The sequence below is a fragment of the Psychrobacter cibarius genome, assembly GCF_904845955.1.
Lineage (GTDB): Bacteria > Pseudomonadota > Gammaproteobacteria > Pseudomonadales > Moraxellaceae > Psychrobacter > Psychrobacter cibarius_B.
Genome location: NZ_CAJGYX010000010.1, coordinates 1 through 19115, shown reverse-complemented (window position 1 = coordinate 19115; position 19115 = coordinate 1). Strand labels below are relative to the sequence as shown.

20 protein-coding genes are annotated in these 19115 nt (G+C 42.8%); 3 read left to right on the top strand and 17 right to left on the bottom strand.

Going from position 1 to position 19115, the window contains the following annotated elements; all coding sequences use genetic code 11:
- Nucleotides 1-23: 23 nt before the first annotated feature.
- Nucleotides 24-1175: a tRNA guanosine(34) transglycosylase Tgt gene (tgt, locus tag JMV76_RS13890; RefSeq protein ID WP_201503094.1), complete on the bottom strand. Its 1152-nt coding sequence runs from the start codon at nucleotides 1173-1175 to the stop codon at nucleotides 24-26.
- Nucleotides 1176-1411: 236 nt separating this feature from the next.
- Here tgt and JMV76_RS13885 point away from each other — a divergent pair, with 236 nt between their 5' ends.
- Nucleotides 1412-2062 carry an SOUL family heme-binding protein gene (locus tag JMV76_RS13885; protein WP_201503093.1) on the top strand — a complete coding sequence of 217 codons (651 nt, stop codon included), beginning with the start codon at nucleotides 1412-1414 and terminating at the stop codon, nucleotides 2060-2062.
- 164 nt (nucleotides 2063-2226) lie between these two features.
- Here JMV76_RS13885 and asd read toward each other — a convergent pair whose 3' ends face one another.
- On the bottom strand, nucleotides 2227-3360 hold the full coding sequence (gene asd, locus JMV76_RS13880) for an aspartate-semialdehyde dehydrogenase (protein ID WP_201503092.1): 1134 nt from the start codon (nucleotides 3358-3360) through the stop codon (nucleotides 2227-2229).
- A 383-nt stretch (nucleotides 3361-3743) separates the two neighbouring features.
- Between asd and JMV76_RS13875 the strand changes: the two genes are divergently transcribed.
- Nucleotides 3744-4868 carry an endonuclease/exonuclease/phosphatase family protein gene (locus JMV76_RS13875; protein ID WP_201503091.1) on the top strand — a complete coding sequence of 375 codons (1125 nt, stop codon included), beginning with the start codon at nucleotides 3744-3746 and terminating at the stop codon, nucleotides 4866-4868.
- Between the two features lie 454 nt (nucleotides 4869-5322).
- Here JMV76_RS13875 and JMV76_RS13870 read toward each other — a convergent pair whose 3' ends face one another.
- From JMV76_RS13870 to JMV76_RS13800, 15 genes are all read right to left on the bottom strand, one after another.
- On the bottom strand, nucleotides 5323-5535 hold the full coding sequence (locus JMV76_RS13870; protein WP_201503090.1) for a hypothetical protein: 213 nt from the start codon (nucleotides 5533-5535) through the stop codon (nucleotides 5323-5325).
- Entirely contained in the window at nucleotides 5528-5761 is a 234-nt protein-coding gene (locus JMV76_RS13865) for a hypothetical protein (RefSeq protein ID WP_201503089.1), read from the bottom strand. The genes JMV76_RS13870 and JMV76_RS13865 overlap by 8 nt, the downstream gene beginning before the upstream one ends.
- Before the next feature lie 9 nt (nucleotides 5762-5770).
- Nucleotides 5771-6259: a hypothetical protein gene (locus tag JMV76_RS13860; RefSeq protein ID WP_201503088.1), complete on the bottom strand. Its 489-nt coding sequence runs from the start codon at nucleotides 6257-6259 to the stop codon at nucleotides 5771-5773.
- A gap of 385 nt (nucleotides 6260-6644) precedes the next feature.
- Nucleotides 6645-8741, bottom strand: coding sequence for a DUF3987 domain-containing protein (locus JMV76_RS13855; protein ID WP_201503087.1), 2097 nt, complete (start codon nucleotides 8739-8741; stop codon nucleotides 6645-6647).
- A complete protein-coding gene (locus tag JMV76_RS13850) occupies nucleotides 8738-8917 on the bottom strand; it encodes a hypothetical protein (protein ID WP_201503086.1) in 180 nt (59 codons plus the stop codon). Before JMV76_RS13850 ends, JMV76_RS13855 begins: the two co-directional genes overlap by 4 nt.
- Nucleotides 8907-9239, bottom strand: coding sequence for a hypothetical protein (locus tag JMV76_RS13845; protein ID WP_201503085.1), 333 nt, complete (start codon nucleotides 9237-9239; stop codon nucleotides 8907-8909). Before JMV76_RS13845 ends, JMV76_RS13850 begins: the two co-directional genes overlap by 11 nt.
- On the bottom strand, nucleotides 9232-9423 hold the full coding sequence (locus JMV76_RS13840) for a hypothetical protein (protein WP_201503084.1): 192 nt from the start codon (nucleotides 9421-9423) through the stop codon (nucleotides 9232-9234). Before JMV76_RS13840 ends, JMV76_RS13845 begins: the two co-directional genes overlap by 8 nt.
- Nucleotides 9410-9685: a hypothetical protein gene (locus tag JMV76_RS13835; protein WP_201503083.1), complete on the bottom strand. Its 276-nt coding sequence runs from the start codon at nucleotides 9683-9685 to the stop codon at nucleotides 9410-9412. Before JMV76_RS13835 ends, JMV76_RS13840 begins: the two co-directional genes overlap by 14 nt.
- On the bottom strand, nucleotides 9678-9953 hold the full coding sequence (locus tag JMV76_RS13830; RefSeq protein ID WP_201503082.1) for a hypothetical protein: 276 nt from the start codon (nucleotides 9951-9953) through the stop codon (nucleotides 9678-9680). The genes JMV76_RS13835 and JMV76_RS13830 overlap by 8 nt, the downstream gene beginning before the upstream one ends.
- Nucleotides 9943-10467 carry a KilA-N domain-containing protein gene (locus tag JMV76_RS13825; protein WP_201503081.1) on the bottom strand — a complete coding sequence of 175 codons (525 nt, stop codon included), beginning with the start codon at nucleotides 10465-10467 and terminating at the stop codon, nucleotides 9943-9945. The genes JMV76_RS13830 and JMV76_RS13825 overlap by 11 nt, the downstream gene beginning before the upstream one ends.
- Nucleotides 10468-10469: 2 nt before the next feature.
- Nucleotides 10470-10709, bottom strand: coding sequence for a helix-turn-helix transcriptional regulator (locus tag JMV76_RS13820; protein ID WP_201503080.1), 240 nt, complete (start codon nucleotides 10707-10709; stop codon nucleotides 10470-10472).
- A gap of 70 nt (nucleotides 10710-10779) precedes the next feature.
- Nucleotides 10780-11592: a hypothetical protein gene (locus tag JMV76_RS13815; protein WP_201503079.1), complete on the bottom strand. Its 813-nt coding sequence runs from the start codon at nucleotides 11590-11592 to the stop codon at nucleotides 10780-10782.
- A gap of 125 nt (nucleotides 11593-11717) precedes the next feature.
- Entirely contained in the window at nucleotides 11718-13082 is a 1365-nt protein-coding gene (locus tag JMV76_RS13810; RefSeq protein WP_201503078.1) for a tyrosine-type recombinase/integrase, read from the bottom strand.
- Nucleotides 13083-13473: 391 nt separating this feature from the next.
- Nucleotides 13474-14877 carry a peptidylprolyl isomerase gene (locus tag JMV76_RS13805; RefSeq protein ID WP_201503077.1) on the bottom strand — a complete coding sequence of 468 codons (1404 nt, stop codon included), beginning with the start codon at nucleotides 14875-14877 and terminating at the stop codon, nucleotides 13474-13476.
- A 150-nt stretch (nucleotides 14878-15027) separates the two neighbouring features.
- Complete coding sequence (locus JMV76_RS13800) at nucleotides 15028-18177, bottom strand: LPS-assembly protein LptD (RefSeq protein WP_201503076.1); 3150 nt, start codon at nucleotides 18175-18177, stop codon at nucleotides 15028-15030.
- Between the two features lie 387 nt (nucleotides 18178-18564).
- Here JMV76_RS13800 and JMV76_RS13795 point away from each other — a divergent pair.
- On the top strand, nucleotides 18565-19115 hold a 551-nt coding region (locus JMV76_RS13795), incomplete at its 3' end, for a phosphotransferase (RefSeq protein ID WP_201503075.1).

Here is a 19115-nt window from a genome sequence, read left to right as displayed (position 1 = left end):
CTATGACAATTGCAAAAATATGATTAGCGTAGATTTAACTCAGGTACTGTTTGTCCACGTTTGTTATAAAATTCGCTGACAAACTCATCAAATTTGTCTTGTTCAATGGCATCACGGATACCTTGCATCAAACGCTGATAATAGCGCAAGTTATGGATAGTCGCTAATTGAGCGCCCAGCATCTCTTTACACTTATTAAGATGGTAGAGATAAGCACGGCTAAAATTTTGGCAAGTATAGCAGTCGCATTCAGGATCTAATGGACCTTCGTCATTGCGATACTGGCTGTTACGGATACGTACCACACCAGCATTGTCTGCATCGCCTGTGACGAAGTAGTGACCATTACGCGCGTTACGCGTCGGCATCACACAGTCGAACATATCGACACCGCGACGTACGCCTTCAACTAAATCCTCAGGCTTACCAACGCCCATCAGATAGCGTGGCTTATCTGCTGGCATATCATCAGGGAGGTAGTCTAGGACATCTATCATTTCATCTTTTGGTTCACCAACTGACAGACCACCAATGGCATAACCATCAAAGCCGATATCGAGCAGGCCTTCAAGTGATTGCTGACGTAAATCAGGATACATACTGCCTTGCACAATACCAAACAATGCGTTGGTGCTGCCCAGTCTGTTGTGCTCATCGATACAGCGCTGTCCCCAACGTAATGATAACTCTAACGACTTTTTCGCTTCGTCATGAGTGGCTGGATAAGGCGTACACTCATCGAACTGCATGACGATGTCTGAGTTCAAGCTGTACTGAATTTGCATGGATTTTTCTGGCGACAGAAAAACTTTCGCACCATCGATAGGAGATTTAAAGTCGACCCCTTCTTCGGTGATTTTACGCATGGCGCCCAGACTGAATACTTGGAAACCACCTGAATCGGTCAGGATAGGCTTATCCCAATGCATGAACTTATGCAAGCCGCCAAACTTATCGATCACCTCGGTACCTGGACGTAACCATAAATGAAATGTATTGCCCAAAATGATATCAGCACCAATGGCTTCAATATCACGTGGCAGCATACCCTTGACCGTACCATAAGTACCGACAGGCATAAACGCTGGCGTTTGTACGTCGCCATGATTGAGATGAACCGTACCACGGCGCGCACGCGTGTCACCGCTGGCCGTTTTATGTAAGACAAATTGCATATGATAACCGCTATGTAAGCTATGAAAATGGTGCTAATTATAGCATTGTTAGCAGTTTTTTTGGACATGGATGTTTATGAGGTATTGATATATCTGACAAATGTGTCTTTTGGTTAATAGTATTTTGTCATAACCAAAAGACACAGACAGTACTTATGAGTAGTTGGTAAAGTAGAAATCATAATGGCGAGACAGCAACCATTGCTAAGCGATGTTTTAACTGCTGGAGATATCCTATGAAAAAGGCAACCTACTTATTATTAAGTGGTTCATTATTAACCTCAGGAGCAGCTATGGCGACCGAAGAGCCGAATTATACAGTGTTGTCGCAAATGGATGACTTTGAGCTGCGTCGTTACGATAAGCAGCTAGTAGCGCAAACGTTGGTAAGTGGTGACCAAGACTCAGCGAGTCGCGAAGGGTTTAAAGTGTTAGCCGACTATATATTTGGCAATAATACAGCGCCAGCTGGCGGCAGTAGTAAAATTAGCATGACTGCGCCCGTTACAATGCAGCCTAATAACAAAAAGAGTGATAGCGAATCACAGAAAATTGCGATGACAGCACCAGTAAGCATGCAGCAAGATGATGGTAAGTGGCGTGTACAATTTACTATGCCCAGTCAATATACGATGCAAACACTGCCAAAGCCTAATAATCCAAACATCACGATTACTGAGGTGCCAGCACAGACGTACGGTGTGATTAAGTTTTCAGGGTTGGCAGGCAGTAAAAAAGTAGCGACTAAAACGGAAGAGCTACAATCTTGGATGCAAATCCAAAATTTGACTATAACGGGCGAGCCTGAACTGGCACGTTATAATCCGCCTTGGACGCTGCCTTTTTTGCGCCGTAATGAAGTGATGATTGCTTACAAGTCAAAGTAATACTAGGCTCAAAGTATAAGATGAGTATTGTCACATTTGTTAAGCTTATTATAAGTAGGACTTGCATTTGTTTGCCGTGCTATTCAAATTTTTGGAAATGATATGCCCATAAAAAAAGACAGCAAATGCTGTCTTTTTTGTACTGAATTTTTAAGAAAATAAACTTAGTCTTTTTGCTCACGGATGATATTAAGCATACGACGTAGCGGCTCGGCTGCGCCCCATAATAGTTGATCACCAACGGTAAATGCGCCTAGATACTCAGGGCCCATATTGAGCTTACGCAAGCGACCTAGTGCAACTGTCAATGTACCAGTCACGGCTACTGGCGTTAAGCGGTTCATAGTCGCTTCTTTGTCGTCTTCGACCAAGTCCAACCATTCATTGCCGCTGTTTTTAAGTGCGGCTTCGATTTCTTCTAGCGGAATGTCTTTTTTGAGCTTGATGGTAAGGCCTTGCGCATGACAGCGCATCGCGCCCACACGGACACACATACCGTCGATAGCAATCTTATCGGCTTCTGCGTTACCAAGGATTTTATTGGTTTCGACGCCACCTTTCCATTCTTCCTTGGATTGCTTGTTTTCTAGCTGAACATCGATATAAGGAATCAAGCTACCTGCTAGTGGCACACCAAAGTACTGTTTAGGAAAATCATCTGAGCGCTGAGTCTGAGCGATTTTTTTATCAATCTCAATGATGGCGCTGGCAGGATCAGCCAATTCGTCTTTGACCGCATCGTGTAGCACGCCCATGCCAGCGATTAATTCGCGCATGTTGTTAGCACCAGAACCACTAGCAGCCTGATAAGTCATGGCGCTGACCCATTCTACCCAGCCTTTATTAAACAGCTCGCCAATCGCCATGAGCATTAGTGACACGGTACAGTTACCACCGATAAAGTCTTTTTTGCCATTGGCTAGGGCGCTGTCAATAACGGCGCGATTGACTGGATCGAGAATGATGATGCTGTCATCTTCCATTCGCAAGGTGCTTGCCGCATCAATCCAGTAGCCATTCCAGCCACTATCACGTAGCGGTTGATGGACTTGCGAGGTATAGTCGCCGCCTTGGCAGGTAATGATGACATCACAAGCTGTTAGCGCGTCAATATCATGAGCATCTTTTAATTGGCCGGTATGAATACCATCAAGGCTTGGGGCATCACCACCTGCGTTGCTGGTTGAGAAAAACACGGGTGTAATACCGTCAAAATCTTTTTCCTCAGTCATACGTTGTATTAATACTGAACCGACCATGCCGCGCCAGCCTACCAAGCCTACTGTTAAATTACTCATGAAACTCAATCCTTTTTACCATAAATTGTTGCATTGCCAGCCGATAACAATGCCGTGAATAGCCATAAAAAGCAAGGCGTTTTGGCCGTTTTTAGTGGTTTTTCATACACTATTAATGATGTTCAGTATAACTTTAAGTTATTAACCTAATGGCGATAGTAGCGATGTCTCACTCGCCACAAGTAGATGGCCCTAAAAATAAAGTTTGTCCGTAGTACTCGTTATGGTGGGCGAATTAAAAGTGTAATGTTTTATAGCGGTTAACGAATAATCCATGCTCATCAGTAGGCGATAACCTTCTGAAATGCTAAAGTAAACAGCTAACGTCAGTTCAGTTAAAACCATGGCGATATTCATCATTTAATAGACGGCTAATACATACTATGGATCTCTCACTATTATATTACAGCATACAGTGGCTAGCAGGGTTCATCGCATTTGTGACGATTTGGGGCTGGATACCACTGGATAATTGGTGGGTGCGCGGTGTTGAATTTCCGCGTATTCAGATCATGGTGTTGGGTGTCATCGCTTGGATTGGTATGCTGATTTTTTGGTCAGAGTGGCAGCTGGGACAGTGGCTGTTATTTACCGTTTTAAGCATTACATTAGCCTTTCAGCTCAGGATGGTATTGCCTTATACCAAGCTATGGAAAAAAGAAGTTCAAAAGGCAAAAGACAAGCCAGAAGGGCAGGTGCATCAACTAAAAATAATGGTATCAAACGTACTAACGCCCAATGATGACACCCAAAAATTGGTGGATTTGGTGAAGCAAAGACAGCCTGATATTTTAATTACGCTAGAGAGTGATGAAAAATGGGAAAAAGCGCTGCATCAAATCGAAGCTGATTATCCTTACACTGTAAAAGTGCCACTAGACAATCTATATGGGATGCATCTTTATTCTAAGCTTGAGTTGATTGATCCTGAAGTTAAGTACTTGATGATTGATGACATACCTTCTATTCATGCCCAACTGCGCCTGCAAAGTGGTCGCGTGATTTGGTTGTATTGCTTGCATCCCATGCCGCCAAGCCCGACGGAAGCGGATAAGTCTACTACCCGCGATGCTGAGCTATTGATGGTTGGCAAACACATCAAAGAAAACAAGCAAACGGCGATATTGGCAGGCGACCTCAATGATGTAGCATGGTCAAAGACGACTCGACGCTTTCAACGTATCTCAGGATTGTTGGATCCGCGTATTGGTCGACATTTTATCAATACGTTTCATGTCAGCTACCCATTTTTACGTTGGGCGCTGGATCATATTTTCCATAGTGCTTGTTTTACGGTAGTGGATATTCGGCGTATGCCGTCGATAGGCTCGGATCACTTTCCTGTTATGACGACTTTACAATACGAACCAGAAGAGGAGAGCAATCAAGCGCAAAATGCCCCTACTGCAGAAGCGGAAGATATTAAAGAGACCGATCATAAAATAGTAGAAGGTAAAAAAGAAGGTGAAAAAGTCTCAAAGGAACATGCAGAAGAGCAGAGAAGTTAGGGTTGATAGCCTGCCATTACTATAGCCATCGTATGATGCAATGTTAAAAGAGGCTGTAAGCATATGCTTACGTTAAATAAGGTCTTTAGCCTCTAGTCGCATTAAACTGATTACCCTACAATACCTGCATCAACACAAGGATACGCATGGATGCAGTGTTGAGACAGTATCAATAAAAGCACAGGTCAGCCCGCTGTCTTATAGGATACTGTTTATGACTTAGGATGAGTCAGCATGGAAGAAATAATAACAACAATATGAAGCGCCATAGCTCCGAACCAATCGCCCTAGGTTCGGGGCTTTTCTTTATGTGTAAGTTATTGATTTATAAGGGTTTCGTGATGATAGGTAAATATTTGGTACATAATTTGGTACATGATAGTTTTTATCTAACTCTTATTTAAAGATAAAATTAGATGCATTAATTTACTTGTTTTCATAACGTACCAGTTTATTAGCTGTCAGCTTTGCGAGCGTTCTTAACATTAACTATGATTTGTACTGGCTGTGGTTCGTTATTAAGTTCGCTATCAGCCTTATCAAGTCCTAGTAATTTAGCCTTAGCTAGTATTGATGCCACCATAGCAGACGCTTGGCCGTTTTCTTTGGCTGTCTGTCTTGCATCGTCCAATTCTTTTATTAAGTCATTGATCGTTATCTTACTCATAAGTTATAGCCCTTGTATGCTCATCGTTTGACAGCTCATTCATTAAATCACTGATTGACTGCACAGCATCGGCATTAACATCTCTAATCTGTGGCTTATCTAATCCTAGTAGTTTAGCTTGGCTAATGGTGGCCATGATTAAAGCGTTTGGGTTTCTATCCTCAATCGCTATCTGCTTTGCAAGCTGTAAGTCTTGGATCAAGTCGGTAATGTCAGGTAGTCGCATTTTTTAGCCTCAGTGGGTGCAATTTAGTTTATCAAGCGTTGACTGCCATACCTTAGCTGTTAGCTGCTCATGCTCACTTACTAGCCTGTCATACGTGCTGTGGTGCATGCCTTTAGGTCGTTCACCAATGCCATTAACAATGCCTGCTTGCCAGCCTAAACGCTGTCTAATCGCATGCAAGCGACTGAATAAGCGGTCTATTGGTTGCTGTAGCTGTGATTGATAATTAGCACCTATGCAATGACGGCATACATAAGTAGCAGCAAAATATAAGACGCTTGTACGCTTCGAGCATGACGGGCACATAAACCAATGACGATAGCCGCCATAGTTGCATGCTGTCTTTGATACTTTGATAGAGTAGTTATAAGCCTTGCCGCGGTATTGATAATTAATATCTAAAAAAGGTTCGGCTGCTTGTTTCATCTGTTGGCGATATGTTGAAATATTAATCTTTGAATAGTCGCTAAGACTGCGAGTAGTGGCAATGGCTGGCATGATGATCTCTAATTGTTATCTAAATAATTAGTAAGATTCATCTTTATAATAACATAGTGAATATATTTAACCTCGATATTTGCAAGCATCAGGCATAAAAAAGGCAGACGTTAATGCCTGCCTATATCTCTTTATACTCTATGAAAATCCGCTAAAGTTGCTAAAGTTCGTTCTATCCCTTTGTTTATAAGGTGTTTGGCTTAGCTCGCTACCTGCTAAGGGTCGCTAAAGTTGCTATAGTTCCGCTAAAGTTCGTCTGTATTGGCTAAGTTTAGCTAAAGATTAGCAAGTCTAGCAATGCTTAGCAGCCGCTCAGCTAAAGTAAAGCTCTTAACTGGTAAGGGCTGTAGGCAAGTCTAGCAAGTTTAGCGGCTTTTACTGGTCGCTAAGCAGTAATAAGCTTGGGGTTCACATACACTAAGCGGCGGCGGCCCTCACTTTCTAATCTAATATGGCCCATGCTTTCTAGGTCATCAAGTAAGAAGTTTAGCTTTTTACCTCTTAGCGCATTGGGTGCATGCTGTGTCACATAAGACTTATTTAATACCGCTGGATTTTTGCCTTTGGCTTTGTCTATTAACCAGTTACTTAACTTCTCAATGTCGGTTTGTTCACCGGTTGGCGTTGCATCTTGATAGCGCAAGCGTTCGGCCGTTGAGTAGCTAACCAACATAAACGCCCGTTTAATATCATCTGTGGTAATGGACTTACGCTTATCAAAGAATGCTATCAGTGTGGCTATGCGGCTGGCATTTTCTGCCATACGTGAGGCGTATGCTTTTAAATATTCTAACGGCATGCTTTTAGCTTGCTGGTTCTCTATTGCCTGCATATGCTCATAGAATACTTGTTCGGTCTGTTTGTTGTGCCAGCGCATCTTAAAGCGTTTGGGTGCTCCTTTCTCATCGGTGGGCGCGTTACTGTCCACGGGATCTAATAGGTCGCTGCATCTACTCCAATAAGCCAATAGATCACTATCAAGGTGTGGGCTTTGCTGTCTGCGCTCTATATCGTCCCATGTTCTATAACCTTGTAAGCTATTAGGACAAGCAATTAAGGCCCTTGCTAAAAAGCCTTGCTGATTCATCATGTCATCAGTTAAGGCCGGTTCTAAGATAATACGTTGAGCCATTAGCATTAACGTCATACGCACGTTATAGGCTTTGGTGCGTGGGTTGGCATAAGCGTTCTTTTGTGATCGTGTCCGGTTCACTTCGCCGCCGCTGTAGAGGTCTGTAATGGCTGCTAGTGCGTTGCCGGCTGTGTCACCTTTCATGGTATGACCATTAAAGAATTGGGCCGCGTCATCAGTGGACCATGATGCATCTGTGATTTCACCATTAACAAACTTATCGAGTACCGGCTCAATCGTAGCATCTTTGAATAGCCGTTCGGGGTTATGGGGTGCTGCCTCGTTTGCCAAGTAGTCTTTGAGGTCTGCACCCTTTAGGCTGGCAAGCTGTGCTTTGTGCTCCTCATGCCTTGTTATATATTCCTCATACTGTTTCTGCTCATACTCTTTTATTTTATGGTGGCTTAAGTCCATTGCTTGCGTTTTACCGCTGCCACTTTCACCCTCAGTGATTAAAATCAGGCTTGCCGGCATGTGCTTATAGCCAATGGGTGCATCAACGTGGGCCTGTCCCATGTGGGCTAGTGCGCCTAAGATACATTGACCGGCCATAGCATCAGGTACTTGCTGATAGTAAGCTATTTTCTTAATAACCCTTTGTAGTAGTCCGTCCCATGCTTCTATTGGGTAGCGTGTCGGTTTGCTGGGATCGCTTGCAAGCGGTTCAGGGTTTGGCCATGCCACGGCTTTAAGGTCGATTATCTTTGTATCATCAAGGGCTAGTATATCGGCATAACTTAAGCCGCCATATTCTAAATGCTCTAATACAGTGCGTTCACTGGTAATAATAGCCCTCACGTTTGAGCCTATTAGTGGCTTGATAAACTTGTCTTTAACGTCCGCTGTGGTCATCACGGTAACGGGTGCATCTTGTGAAAAATGCTTAACCATGTCATTAAATGACCACTCATCACGGCTGGCTAGTATCGTCACCGGTTCACCTAACAAAAGATAAGACAGCTCTACTGCCTCAGCTATATTATTAACGGCTATCAGTTCGTCTGTGCTGTCCATCGTGCCAATGATAAAAGCGGCGGTTTCAAAAGGATCAGTCACTATATAATCTTTGGGCTGTCCGTTTGGCGGCATACATAACAAGTTTACCGGCTCATAGTCTTTGTTATGCAATACTAGGCCCACCATGCCAGCGGTTTGTAGTTCGTCATCTTGATTTACTGGCAAATTAACCTTAATATCTAATAGTCTGTTAGGTTCTAAAATATCGTGTAATCTCTTTAGTAGTTCGTCATCTTGTAGCGTTTGCGCCGTTGCTGGTTGATGTTCGCCTAAAATGCTAACTAAGCCCGCCTTGCCGCGGGTTTTTTCTTGGCTGTCGGTTGGTGTGGTCATCGTTTGCCCTCCTTATCGTCTGCATCTTGAGCCTGTGCTCGTTTAGCTGCTTGCATGATTTGATAGTAGCGGCCGCCTTGTGTGTCTTTTCTTTTCTGCTCCTTGCCCTGCTTTGACTTTGCATAGGCAAGTTGTGCGTCCATGAATGTTTTGGGGTTGTCCTTATCAATAGGCACAAGCGTCCTCCTTGCCATAAGCGGTTTGGGCTAATGGTTCGTTGATAATGTCCAGTTGACTGTAAAGTAGATTAACCCAGGTATCGGCGGCATCTTGCGATAGACGGGCCAATGCTATGGCGGCATGGGGTTCAATTTGACGGGTAGCGATAAGGTGTAGCAGTTGACCTATGTCATGCAAGGCAGTAGCAGCGGCGTTAATATCACATGCAATATCGGACAACATGATAGACGGCATTAAGATCACTTCGTCATCATCTTTATTAGTAAGGTCTATAACCTTGCGCTGGCTCGTTTGAGTGGTTGTAATTGAGTTATGCATGATTGATAGCTCCTATAGTGATAGCTGCCTTTGCTTGCTGGCATGACGGTATAAGTAATAATGAAAATAAGGCGGTCATTAGTAGCATGCAAACAATAAAGGCGCGGTTACTATGCTTACGTTTCTGTGGCTTGCTGTGCTGCCCGTGGTCGGCTTTTAGATTGGTTTTGTTATCGTTGGTCATTTCTTACGTCCTCCACGTTGAAAGCGATTTCGGCTATATTTTTCGATAGCTCTTTTAATGACTCCACTTGTCGGCTGCCTGTCGGTAACAAGCTGCCTAACATTTTTACTTCTATCTCTGCTAATTGGGTCATGGTGTTAATGATGGTCACATTGGCGTGCAAGGTAATAATTAGCTGGTCAATAAAGCCATCAGGCATCATCAGCACGCCCTCATCTTTTAGCCCGTCCATTACTTGATTTATAAAGGTGTCATCACTCATCATCATTCACCTTGATTTCAGGTAGTAATATAAGTCCACTCATCTGCTCGCTAACAATGCTTGCCAGCTCACTATTAGAAAATAGGGCGGCTCTTATGGCAGTTATAACGCCCTTACTTGTGTCATCATCTGTTTTGATAGCACTAAGCGCCATTGCTAGGCTCTCAGCATCGTTCGATAGGTCTTGTATGCGTTCATCAATGACAGATAAGTAATAACTATCCACTGCCACTAGGCGCGGTTCTAAGATTTCATTATTATTTTTCACTGTCAGTACCTCCTACAAAATTAAGGCTGGGTTGCATCTGCTTAAGGGTGCTATCAATATCTTGTTGTAGCTGTGGCTTGATCTGCTTGCCACCAATGCAAAGGAAACGCCCTGCTATAGTGAGTCCAGCATCAACCATGCTTAAGTCACGGCATAAGCCATTAAGTCGTTGGCTAAGTTGCTGTTGCTGATTGGCGATTGAGTCAAAGGCACGTATGACCATTAGTTGAAAGCGTGGGCTAATCCACATCGCATAACTATAGACAAGCTCACGGCATACAAAAGTACCTTGCTGCTCTGATTGGCCACCTTGAATGACCTTGTAAGCCATTGATTTTGTTCCGTTGCTCATATCTGAGCATCGCTCTATTTCAGTAATTAAGTTTTTAGTGTTTTCTATTCGCATAAAGTTTGCTGGCTTATGCTTCTTATCACTGCCACTGGCTTTGTGTAGGTCATTGAGTGAGTAAAGTCCGTCTTTCATGCCTATATTACTGTTTGAAATAGTAAGCATACTTACACCTCACCAATAGATTGCTGGTCATCAAGGAAACGTAAAATATCGCTATTCCTAAACATTGGAATACCGTTTACGTCTATTGGTTTGGGGAATTTGTTGGCTTTCCACCAGCGTCTTAGCGTTTGATGGTGTAGTCCGATAAGTTCGGCTGTGGGCTTGATACGTGAATAGCCTTGAGGGTTTAACGGGGCTGGCTGTTCGATGGTGGTTTGATTACTGCTAGATAGGTTAGACATTTTCACTTACTCCTAGTTAACGTCTGTTAAGGTGTAAGTGAATGGTATGTCTTGAGACTATGCTAAAAAATTACCCTACGCTGTGCTGGTAGTTATTTATTATATTTTCGGTTATTTTATCTCTTAATTTGGCTTTATCCTCTGCTTTACCTTTGGGTCTGCCTTTTTTCTTTCTATCGTCAAAGCGTTTGTCAGTAAGCCAGTTTTCTCTTATCTGCTTAAACTCAGGCACTTTTTTGTTTTGTATAGACTTTAAGCATTCTTCTACTATTTTTGCTATATCAGTGCTTGTTAAGTTCTTTTCTTTATCATCATTAAGCACGCTTAAAGCAATACTTACTCCTTTATCCATCAGTTCATATTGTGCTATATTTTTACCTCTTTCTTTTCTATGCCAGCCTTGATCTTGCACTTCTTCAGGGCTGAACCCGTTAAACCCGTTAATATGAAAAGTGTATGAGTTATAGCGCTCATAAAATCGAATGCCTATATAATAATCTTGATTTTTAAAAGCGGTATAAGCAAACTGTATGCTAACCAGTGCCTTAATGAGCGTCTCAACTTTATATAACGATGATGGTACAGTCTCTATTTTGTTCAAGTCTTTCAATAATTTTTCATAACATTTCATGTATGCCAGTCTGGTTAATTCGTAATTCTCCTTATGAAAATCTGTATTTTCAATAATATTCTTAGCTTCTTTTTTTTTGCGATAAAGAAATTCCATAATCTCCTCGCTATGAGGATTTTTTTCGTTTGAATAATGCCTAAAAAAGCCGATCCAATCTAAGTAATAAGAAATCTTTATTCTTCTAGATAGGCCTAAATACAGATCTTTATTTAATTCTGAGTCAGGGATAAAGTTGGGGTTCGAGTTTTCCATAAGTCATGCCTTACTTTTCATTCATACCTTAATAAAAAAAGGTGCAAGGCATGCCAGCCTAAGGCATGAAATGGCTGGCGTTCGGGTAATTAGTCCTAGCCTTGCATGGTCATTGTAGCAGTGTCTTAGCCCTGCTTTTGTTCTGCATGTTTAAAGTTTGCGTAAATTATATTATCTATCTTATCTGCTCGCATACTGTCTATATAATCCGCCCATTCATTCATCATCTTGGTTCTTACTTCGATAAACTTAAAGCAGCTATATGCTTTGCCGTACTTGTTAATCATCTTGTGGCCTAACTGCATCTCAGTTATTAATTCATCATAGCCTAGGCGTTCCATCTGCATGGTTTTTGCGCTAGCTCGAAAGCCGTGGGGTGTATGTACGTTTAGATAAGTTTTGCCGCCATTGCCGTAATGGTTCAGTGCGTAATTGATCCTACCAGTTGGTAATATGCCTTTCTTATTCTTTGGGCTATGAAATACAAATTCATGACTGCCTGTTTTTTCATGCTGCTCTTTTAAGATAGTAATAGCTTGCGGTGCTAGTGGTATGGCCAACTCGTCCACCATGTCCTTGCGTCCCTTACCTTTGAGTGGCTCAAAATTCCATAGCTTACCTTGAAAGTCTATATCAGCCCATTTCATACTGCATACATCGCCTACACGCGCATAGGTAAGTGCCAATAGTTTTAACGCTATTATGGTATCAGGCTGTCTAGGTGTCATTTGGTCAATATCCCTAAGCAACTGGCCAAACTCGCTTGGCGTGCTAATTGCCGGTTTAGGTTTATTGGTTGATGGTTCTAAGCTTCTACTGGGGAATGCTCTTACAGGGTTCATTTCTACCAGTCCACGATTGACAGCATGGTCAAAGACATAGTTCAGCACTGTTTTAGCGTCTTGTCCTACTTCTATACCGCGTTCATCTTGTAAGTCTTGGCAGAAAGTTAATAGGGTAGTCATTTTTAACTGGTCAATAGGTACATTAGCCAACTTAGCATTGATATATTTCAACATACGGTTGTAAGTTTTTATTGTAGATAGGCTGGGATTTTTGCCTACTGATAATCTACGCTCTAACCATTGTTCAGCTACTTTTTGAAAGGTATTGTTATAGCCCGTTTCAAGTGCTCTTTGCTGTTGTTCGCGGTGCTCTTTTGGGTCGATACCATCGGCTAATAAAGATGAATTATCGTAATACAATTCCCTTGCACGTTTTAGACTGACAGCCGGGTATTCGCCTAGGGTTAAGCGTATTTGTTTGTTCTTGATAAATGGGTGGGGGTAGAAGTGTCTAAACTCGCGTGTGCCATTAGGTCTAATTCTAAGATATAAGCCCTCACAGCCTGCAACTCTAACGCCATAATCTTCTTGCTGTAGTGGCTTAGCTTTTATTTGTTTGTCGTATTCTATTTGCTGCAGTCGCTCTGTGCGCTCAGCTTTGGTTTCATCTTTGATTGATGGTAAATGATTGTACTTACTTGCCATATCGTTCCCCTATCTTAGAATGTACCAATTAAAATATGGTACATGATTTGGTACATAGTGGCTTATCGTTTAGACAAGTTACTACGCGTTACCATAGGTTATATGATACTGGCTAAAGCCTTTATTTACAATAGGTTTGGGGATTGCTGCGAGGAATTAGAAGTTACTTGTTGTTATCAATAATATACCCTAGGTTCGGGGCTTTTCTTTGTGTGTAATGCTTACATTTATTTTATTCGATATCCTTGTGTTTGGATATGCTGCAATATATTTGAGATTACCTTCTGATTATTTTTAGCGCATAAATGAACGTCAATAAAAAAAGGGTACATGCATTAGCATATACCCTTTTTGACAAAGCATTATTAGATTTGACTTATCAATGCCTGTATTAGCCAAGTACTTGGATGTAAGCACCTGCGCGTAGCTCTTGTAGCCAGTCTTCTTTGGCTTGCGGTGCTAAGCGCTGATAAAGCGCTTGACGTGCCATATTGCGACGATATTGATCGCTAACATCTTGTTGGCGTTTGCCTTCTATTTTCAATATATGCCAGCCAAACTGGGTTTTGAAAGGAGCAGAGTAGTCACCAACCGCCGTGTTTTTCATCATGGCTTCGAATGGACCAATCATATCTTCTTCACTCACCCAATCAAGATCGCCACCGCGGCCAGCGGAACCGGGATCATCTGAATAGGTCGATGCTAAACCAGCAAAATCAGCGCCGCTTCGTAGCTGTTCATACAAATCATTAATCTTTTGCTCAGCAAGCGCGTCTGTCTGTAGCTCATCAACTTTCACCAATATGTGACGAGTACGCCACTGCGGTATCAGCATAGTGTCGCTGGCTTTTTTGTCAGCAAGTTTGATGATATCGATACCTTCAGGCGTTATTAATGGTGCGCTGACCGCGCCAACCTCAAGTTTGGTAATCTCACTTGATAGCTCTGTAGGTAGAGACGCGGCTTTATGAAAGCCCATATCGCCACCTTGTAGCGGAATAGGATAGTTGCCTTGGCTAGCAGCGACCGCTTCAGCGACATCAACGTTTGGTGCAAGCAGGCGAGTACGCAGAGCTTCTGCTACCTTTAACGCCTCATTGCGTTGGGCTTCTGAGAGTCGGCTGTAGTCATCCATGTAGGGCACTCGTACATGAATCGTTTGATACTCACTCTGGTTTAAGCGCTTGGCTTCAGGCGAGGCCAAAAATGCATCAATATCCTGTTCGCTAATGCGCACGCGGTTACCGATTTGGCGCTGTTGCAAGGCTTGAATGGCTGCGTCTTCGATTAATTGCGCACGTAGCGCCGCATAGCTACCAGGTTTTGCTGCGTCCAAACGCTGTTGCAAAGCTGAGATGCTCGTCAGCCCTTCTGCTTGAGCAATTTGACTAAGGCGTTGATTAATAGCCGCTTCATCAGGGTTTAAACCGACGCGCTTGACCATAGATAGTTGTAACTCACGCAATATGAGCGCATTTAACACCTCAGACTGTAGCTGTGCTGAGTTTGCTATTGGTTCACCAGCCGCTTGTGCACGTGCTTGTGCTTGGGTGATAGCATCGATCAAATCGCTCTTTAGGATAGCATTTTCATTGACTAAAGCAATAATACCGTCGGTGCTATTGGCTGGCGTCAAACGATTGACGTTATTCTGCGCGGTCACGGCATTTGCTTGAGGCGCTTGTGCTTTTGCAGGTTTAACGGTGGCAGCTTGGGCGCTCAATGTAAGCGCAAGGCTGGCACTCATAGATAGCAATACAGCACGGCTGGTTTGACGTAAAGAAAAAAATCTCATGATGCTCCTCATCAATGTCATCGCATCGGATGGTAGTTGGTCAACGCTGTTTAATACTTTTAACAGTCAAATATTAGACAGGGTTGACCATAATAGGGTTACAAACTGGGTTATGAAATATATAGTAAAAATATTTATACAAGCACGGTCTTAATCTTTCCAAGCAGTCTGGACAGGTTCAAAGCCCAAGATTTTATCAGAGAGTAAGCGAGTCAGGCGGCTGCTACCACTACCCAAACCATTCAATCTAATCTCTGCCATAATGGCTTGCGTTGGTTTGTCTTTGACATTTAAGTCATTATAGTAACGACGACCATAAACTGCAAAACCAAAGCAGCAATCTTCGTAATCAACGCCGACCAACGAATCAAGAACTTTATCACGATTGTAATCGTATTGACCTTGAGCCAAGATTCGCCAGCTGTTATTGATTGGAAAGACAGCCGATGCGGTAAAAGCAGAGAGCGGCAGCTGATCGGTGTTTTCATCACGTTGACGTTTGACAAATCCAACATTAAATAAGCTGTTGTCAGACGGCTGATAACGCAGCTCAGTCGTAATATAATTTAAATCATAATCATTGGTCAGTGCGCCACTAACATCAACCCAAAAGTTGTTGTAAGGCTGCGTGCTGGTATCCCAAACCATCCCTGAAGATGAAGAGGTGAAGACAGGTTGCTGATCATCAAGCGTAACACGTCCATTATCGATATAAAACTGCTCTGCAATGCTACCATCAAAACGTGTCACACCCGTTGCGTCGATGTAACGATAATTGATACCAGGAGTAAGCGAATGCAAATCTTGCAAGCGATCATGCCCTAAGAACCAACTGTCAGAGAACAGCTGTTCATAGTTAATAGAGGCAATACGCGTATTAAAGTTCGGAATATCGTTTTGGTCTTCATATGGCGAGTAGGTGTATTTCAATCGCGGGCTAAGCAAGCGGTAACCACCCATGGTGTCGTCGAATGCGCCAAAAGGCGAGCCTGCTTGATAGAAATTCAGACCTGCATCGATACTGGCTTGCGGTACAAATACCGACTGGCTACCGTCTTTATCACTCAACTGGTTGTCGGCTAAGCTATCCTCATCATAAGAGGTATAGAGATGTTGTAAGCTCAGTTTGGGCTTGATATAACCCCAAGATTTTTCCATTGGATAAACGGCGCTGAGTTTATTATAAATTCGCCCGCCACTTTTTTCATTCTCAGAGCCATCGTCGATGGATTTTTTGAAATAAGCGGAATCATGTACACCAGTGATATCGAAGCTCTTCGCCCAAGGCAGTCGATAATCGAGCTTGAGCTGCGGCAATCTTGAATAAGGCTTATCTTTATCTTCTAAGGGTTTGCCATTACTGGTAAAAGCGTCTAGAGTTTGAAAGGTTTCTACCTTCAATTCACCATCAACATAGTCATTATAATAATTGACACGTGCACGGCGTGGTAAGTTTATGGTGCTGTCTGATAGACCCAGCGTGTCAAAATCATTGAGGTAGTCTGAATCTGACACATAGCTGTATTTTGCATCACCGCTTAAGCGTGGAATGCTCTTAGATGACCAATAATGATCATAAAAGAAGCTAGAGCGGTCTTCGTCATTGTACTCTTTGTCATTAGGCAAATATGAACCATTAAAAATACCTTCGCCATAACTTTCGGTCAGATAGCGAAACTCGCCTGACACCATAGGATTACGATCGGTATAAATATGGGTATTGAGCGTGGCATCATAATTGGGTGCCAAATTGAAATAGTAGGGTATATCAACCTCAAGACCGCTTTCACTACTAATGCTGGCATTCGGCAATAAAAAACCACTGGTGCGACGATTATCAATCGGAAAGTAGAAGTAAGGCAAATAAAACACAGGCACGTCAGCGATACGGAAAGTAGTGTTATAGGCTTCGCCGCGACCTGTATCAGTATCTAAATCAATGCTTTTGGCATCAAACTGCCATTTACGATTGGTTGGTGGACAGGTACTAAACATGACGTCATCTAGCTCATATTGACTGTCATTCGGTCTGTTCAAGCGCTTGGCATAACCATGAGCTTGCAGTTCTACACTAGCAAAAGCCACATCATTGGCTGTCGACTGCCCAGTTTCAGTATTATAATTTAAACTATCGGCGACCCCAATAAGTCCGCCTTTTGATGCTTTTTCAGTGAAATTGGCTTGGGGGTTATTCGATGAGCGGTTTGGCGCATTGCTATCTAGTGCGTTGTTGCGTGATACTTGCTGACCTGTCGCTTGGTCAGTAAACATGACTTTACCTTGAGCGGCGGCTACGCCATTGCTCAAATCTAACAAGACTTTTTCTGCTTCTATCTGCTGGGTACCCTGATTGATGATGACATTGCCCGACAGCTCTGCATAGTCGACATTGTCGTAATAACCATAATCTGATTCTGAAAACAGCGGCGCTTGATTATTCGGAAGACCATTTAAGTTTGGTGCAGGCTGTCCATTGGTTGCTCCCGCCTCATTGACCGCGCGTTGATAATTAGGGTTGCTCTTTGGGTAAACCCATTGACCTTCGCAGCGTTGGGCGCTATCTACGGCATTCGGTAATAACTGTAAGTTTTTACCCACTTTTGGAATGGTTTGCGGGGTAGGTGTTAGCTCGTTTTGAATGACATCTTGGTTAGCATTATCACTATTGTTTAACGTTGAGGCGTCTGTATCGGGTGTCAGCTCATAAAATTCTGCTAAACGCAGCAGACTATCTTGAATACTTTCATCACTCACATCAACTTTACCAGTCTTCTGTGCGGCTTTAGGTGCAGTGGTTTCAGCAAGCTGGGCAGTGCTATTGTTCTGAGTGGTCGCAATCGTATCTGATGCTGGTACAAAACCTTTATCATCACTCTCGTTGATGGCGGTAATTTCTAGAGGGCGGTTGTCTAAAGGACTTTCATTAGTAGCATTCTCATTAGAGATGCTGTCGTTAAAGGCGCTTTCACTAAAGGTGCTTTCATTAAAAGTATTGTCAAAACTACGGTCTGAAGTATTGTTATCAGTATCAGCCTTTTGAGACGTATTACGCTGAAAGTCAGTCTTTTGATTATTGCTATTTTGATAGCGGATATCATTATAGTCGCTGTCTTTTTGGACGCTACTGCGATTGGCATCAGGTGTAACATCAGAGATATAGCGGGTGCTACTGTCAGTGATTAGCGACTCAGTTTGCTGTGTGTCAGCATTGCTGGGCGCAGCACTAACGGTTAGGCTGGACAAGCCTAAGGCACCAAATAAGATCAAACGGATGCTTTGGTAAAGCGGAGAATATAACAAGGGCACACCTATGATTGCAGAGCCTATTGAATTGCGATACTGAATTTAGTAACCATATTATTAATCATGTATGGCGGTTAATAAACGACTAAAAAATCACTGATTGATAATGCTATCTTAAGAATTTGGCTGTTTTACATATAATGACGACTAATCATAGTCAAAAAAAACCAAATCAGCTACACTATTTACCAAAATTTATAATATAGCCAAGCTGTTTTTTGAATGGTTGCTGAGGTTATGCTCAGCGCTAGATGTCGAATGATATCCCAATACGCCTGCTACCGCAGTTTTTTTGGCTCAAGACGTTGCTATTTTAACAAGGTTTTGCCTGACTTATCACTACTTTAATTGTTTATGACTTATATTTAACCTGCGATGCCCATTATGACTGATAAAATACTTTTAGAGCCTAATATGATCGATACCAAACTCAATAGCCGTCTACAACAATTAGAGAGCTGGTTACAGCAAGTATTTGCTGGTCAAACGTTCCAACTCGATAGTCTACCCGGTGACGCAAGTGCTCGCCAATACCATAGAATCCAACTGTCAGACAGTAATGACACGACAGTCGCACATTATATTGTCATGGATTCAGCGGACGAACAAGACGCCATGCGCCAGTTTATCAATGTGACTAAGCTGATGGTACCGGCGATCAATGTACCGACGCTCATTGCGCAAGACGTGACGAAAGGGTTTTTGGTGTTACAGGATTTTGGTGCGATAGAGTTCGCCCATCTGCTCGTTGATGCGACGCCTGCGCAGATAGATGAGCATTATCAGTTGGCAATGCAGACGTTGGTCGCGCTACAGACCGTGCCAGTTGAAACAGCCAAGTCGCAATATCAATTGCCAGATTATGATACCGAGTTATTAGATCGTGAGATGGATTTATTCAGCGATTGGTTTATACCTTATATCGGTGTCGAGCT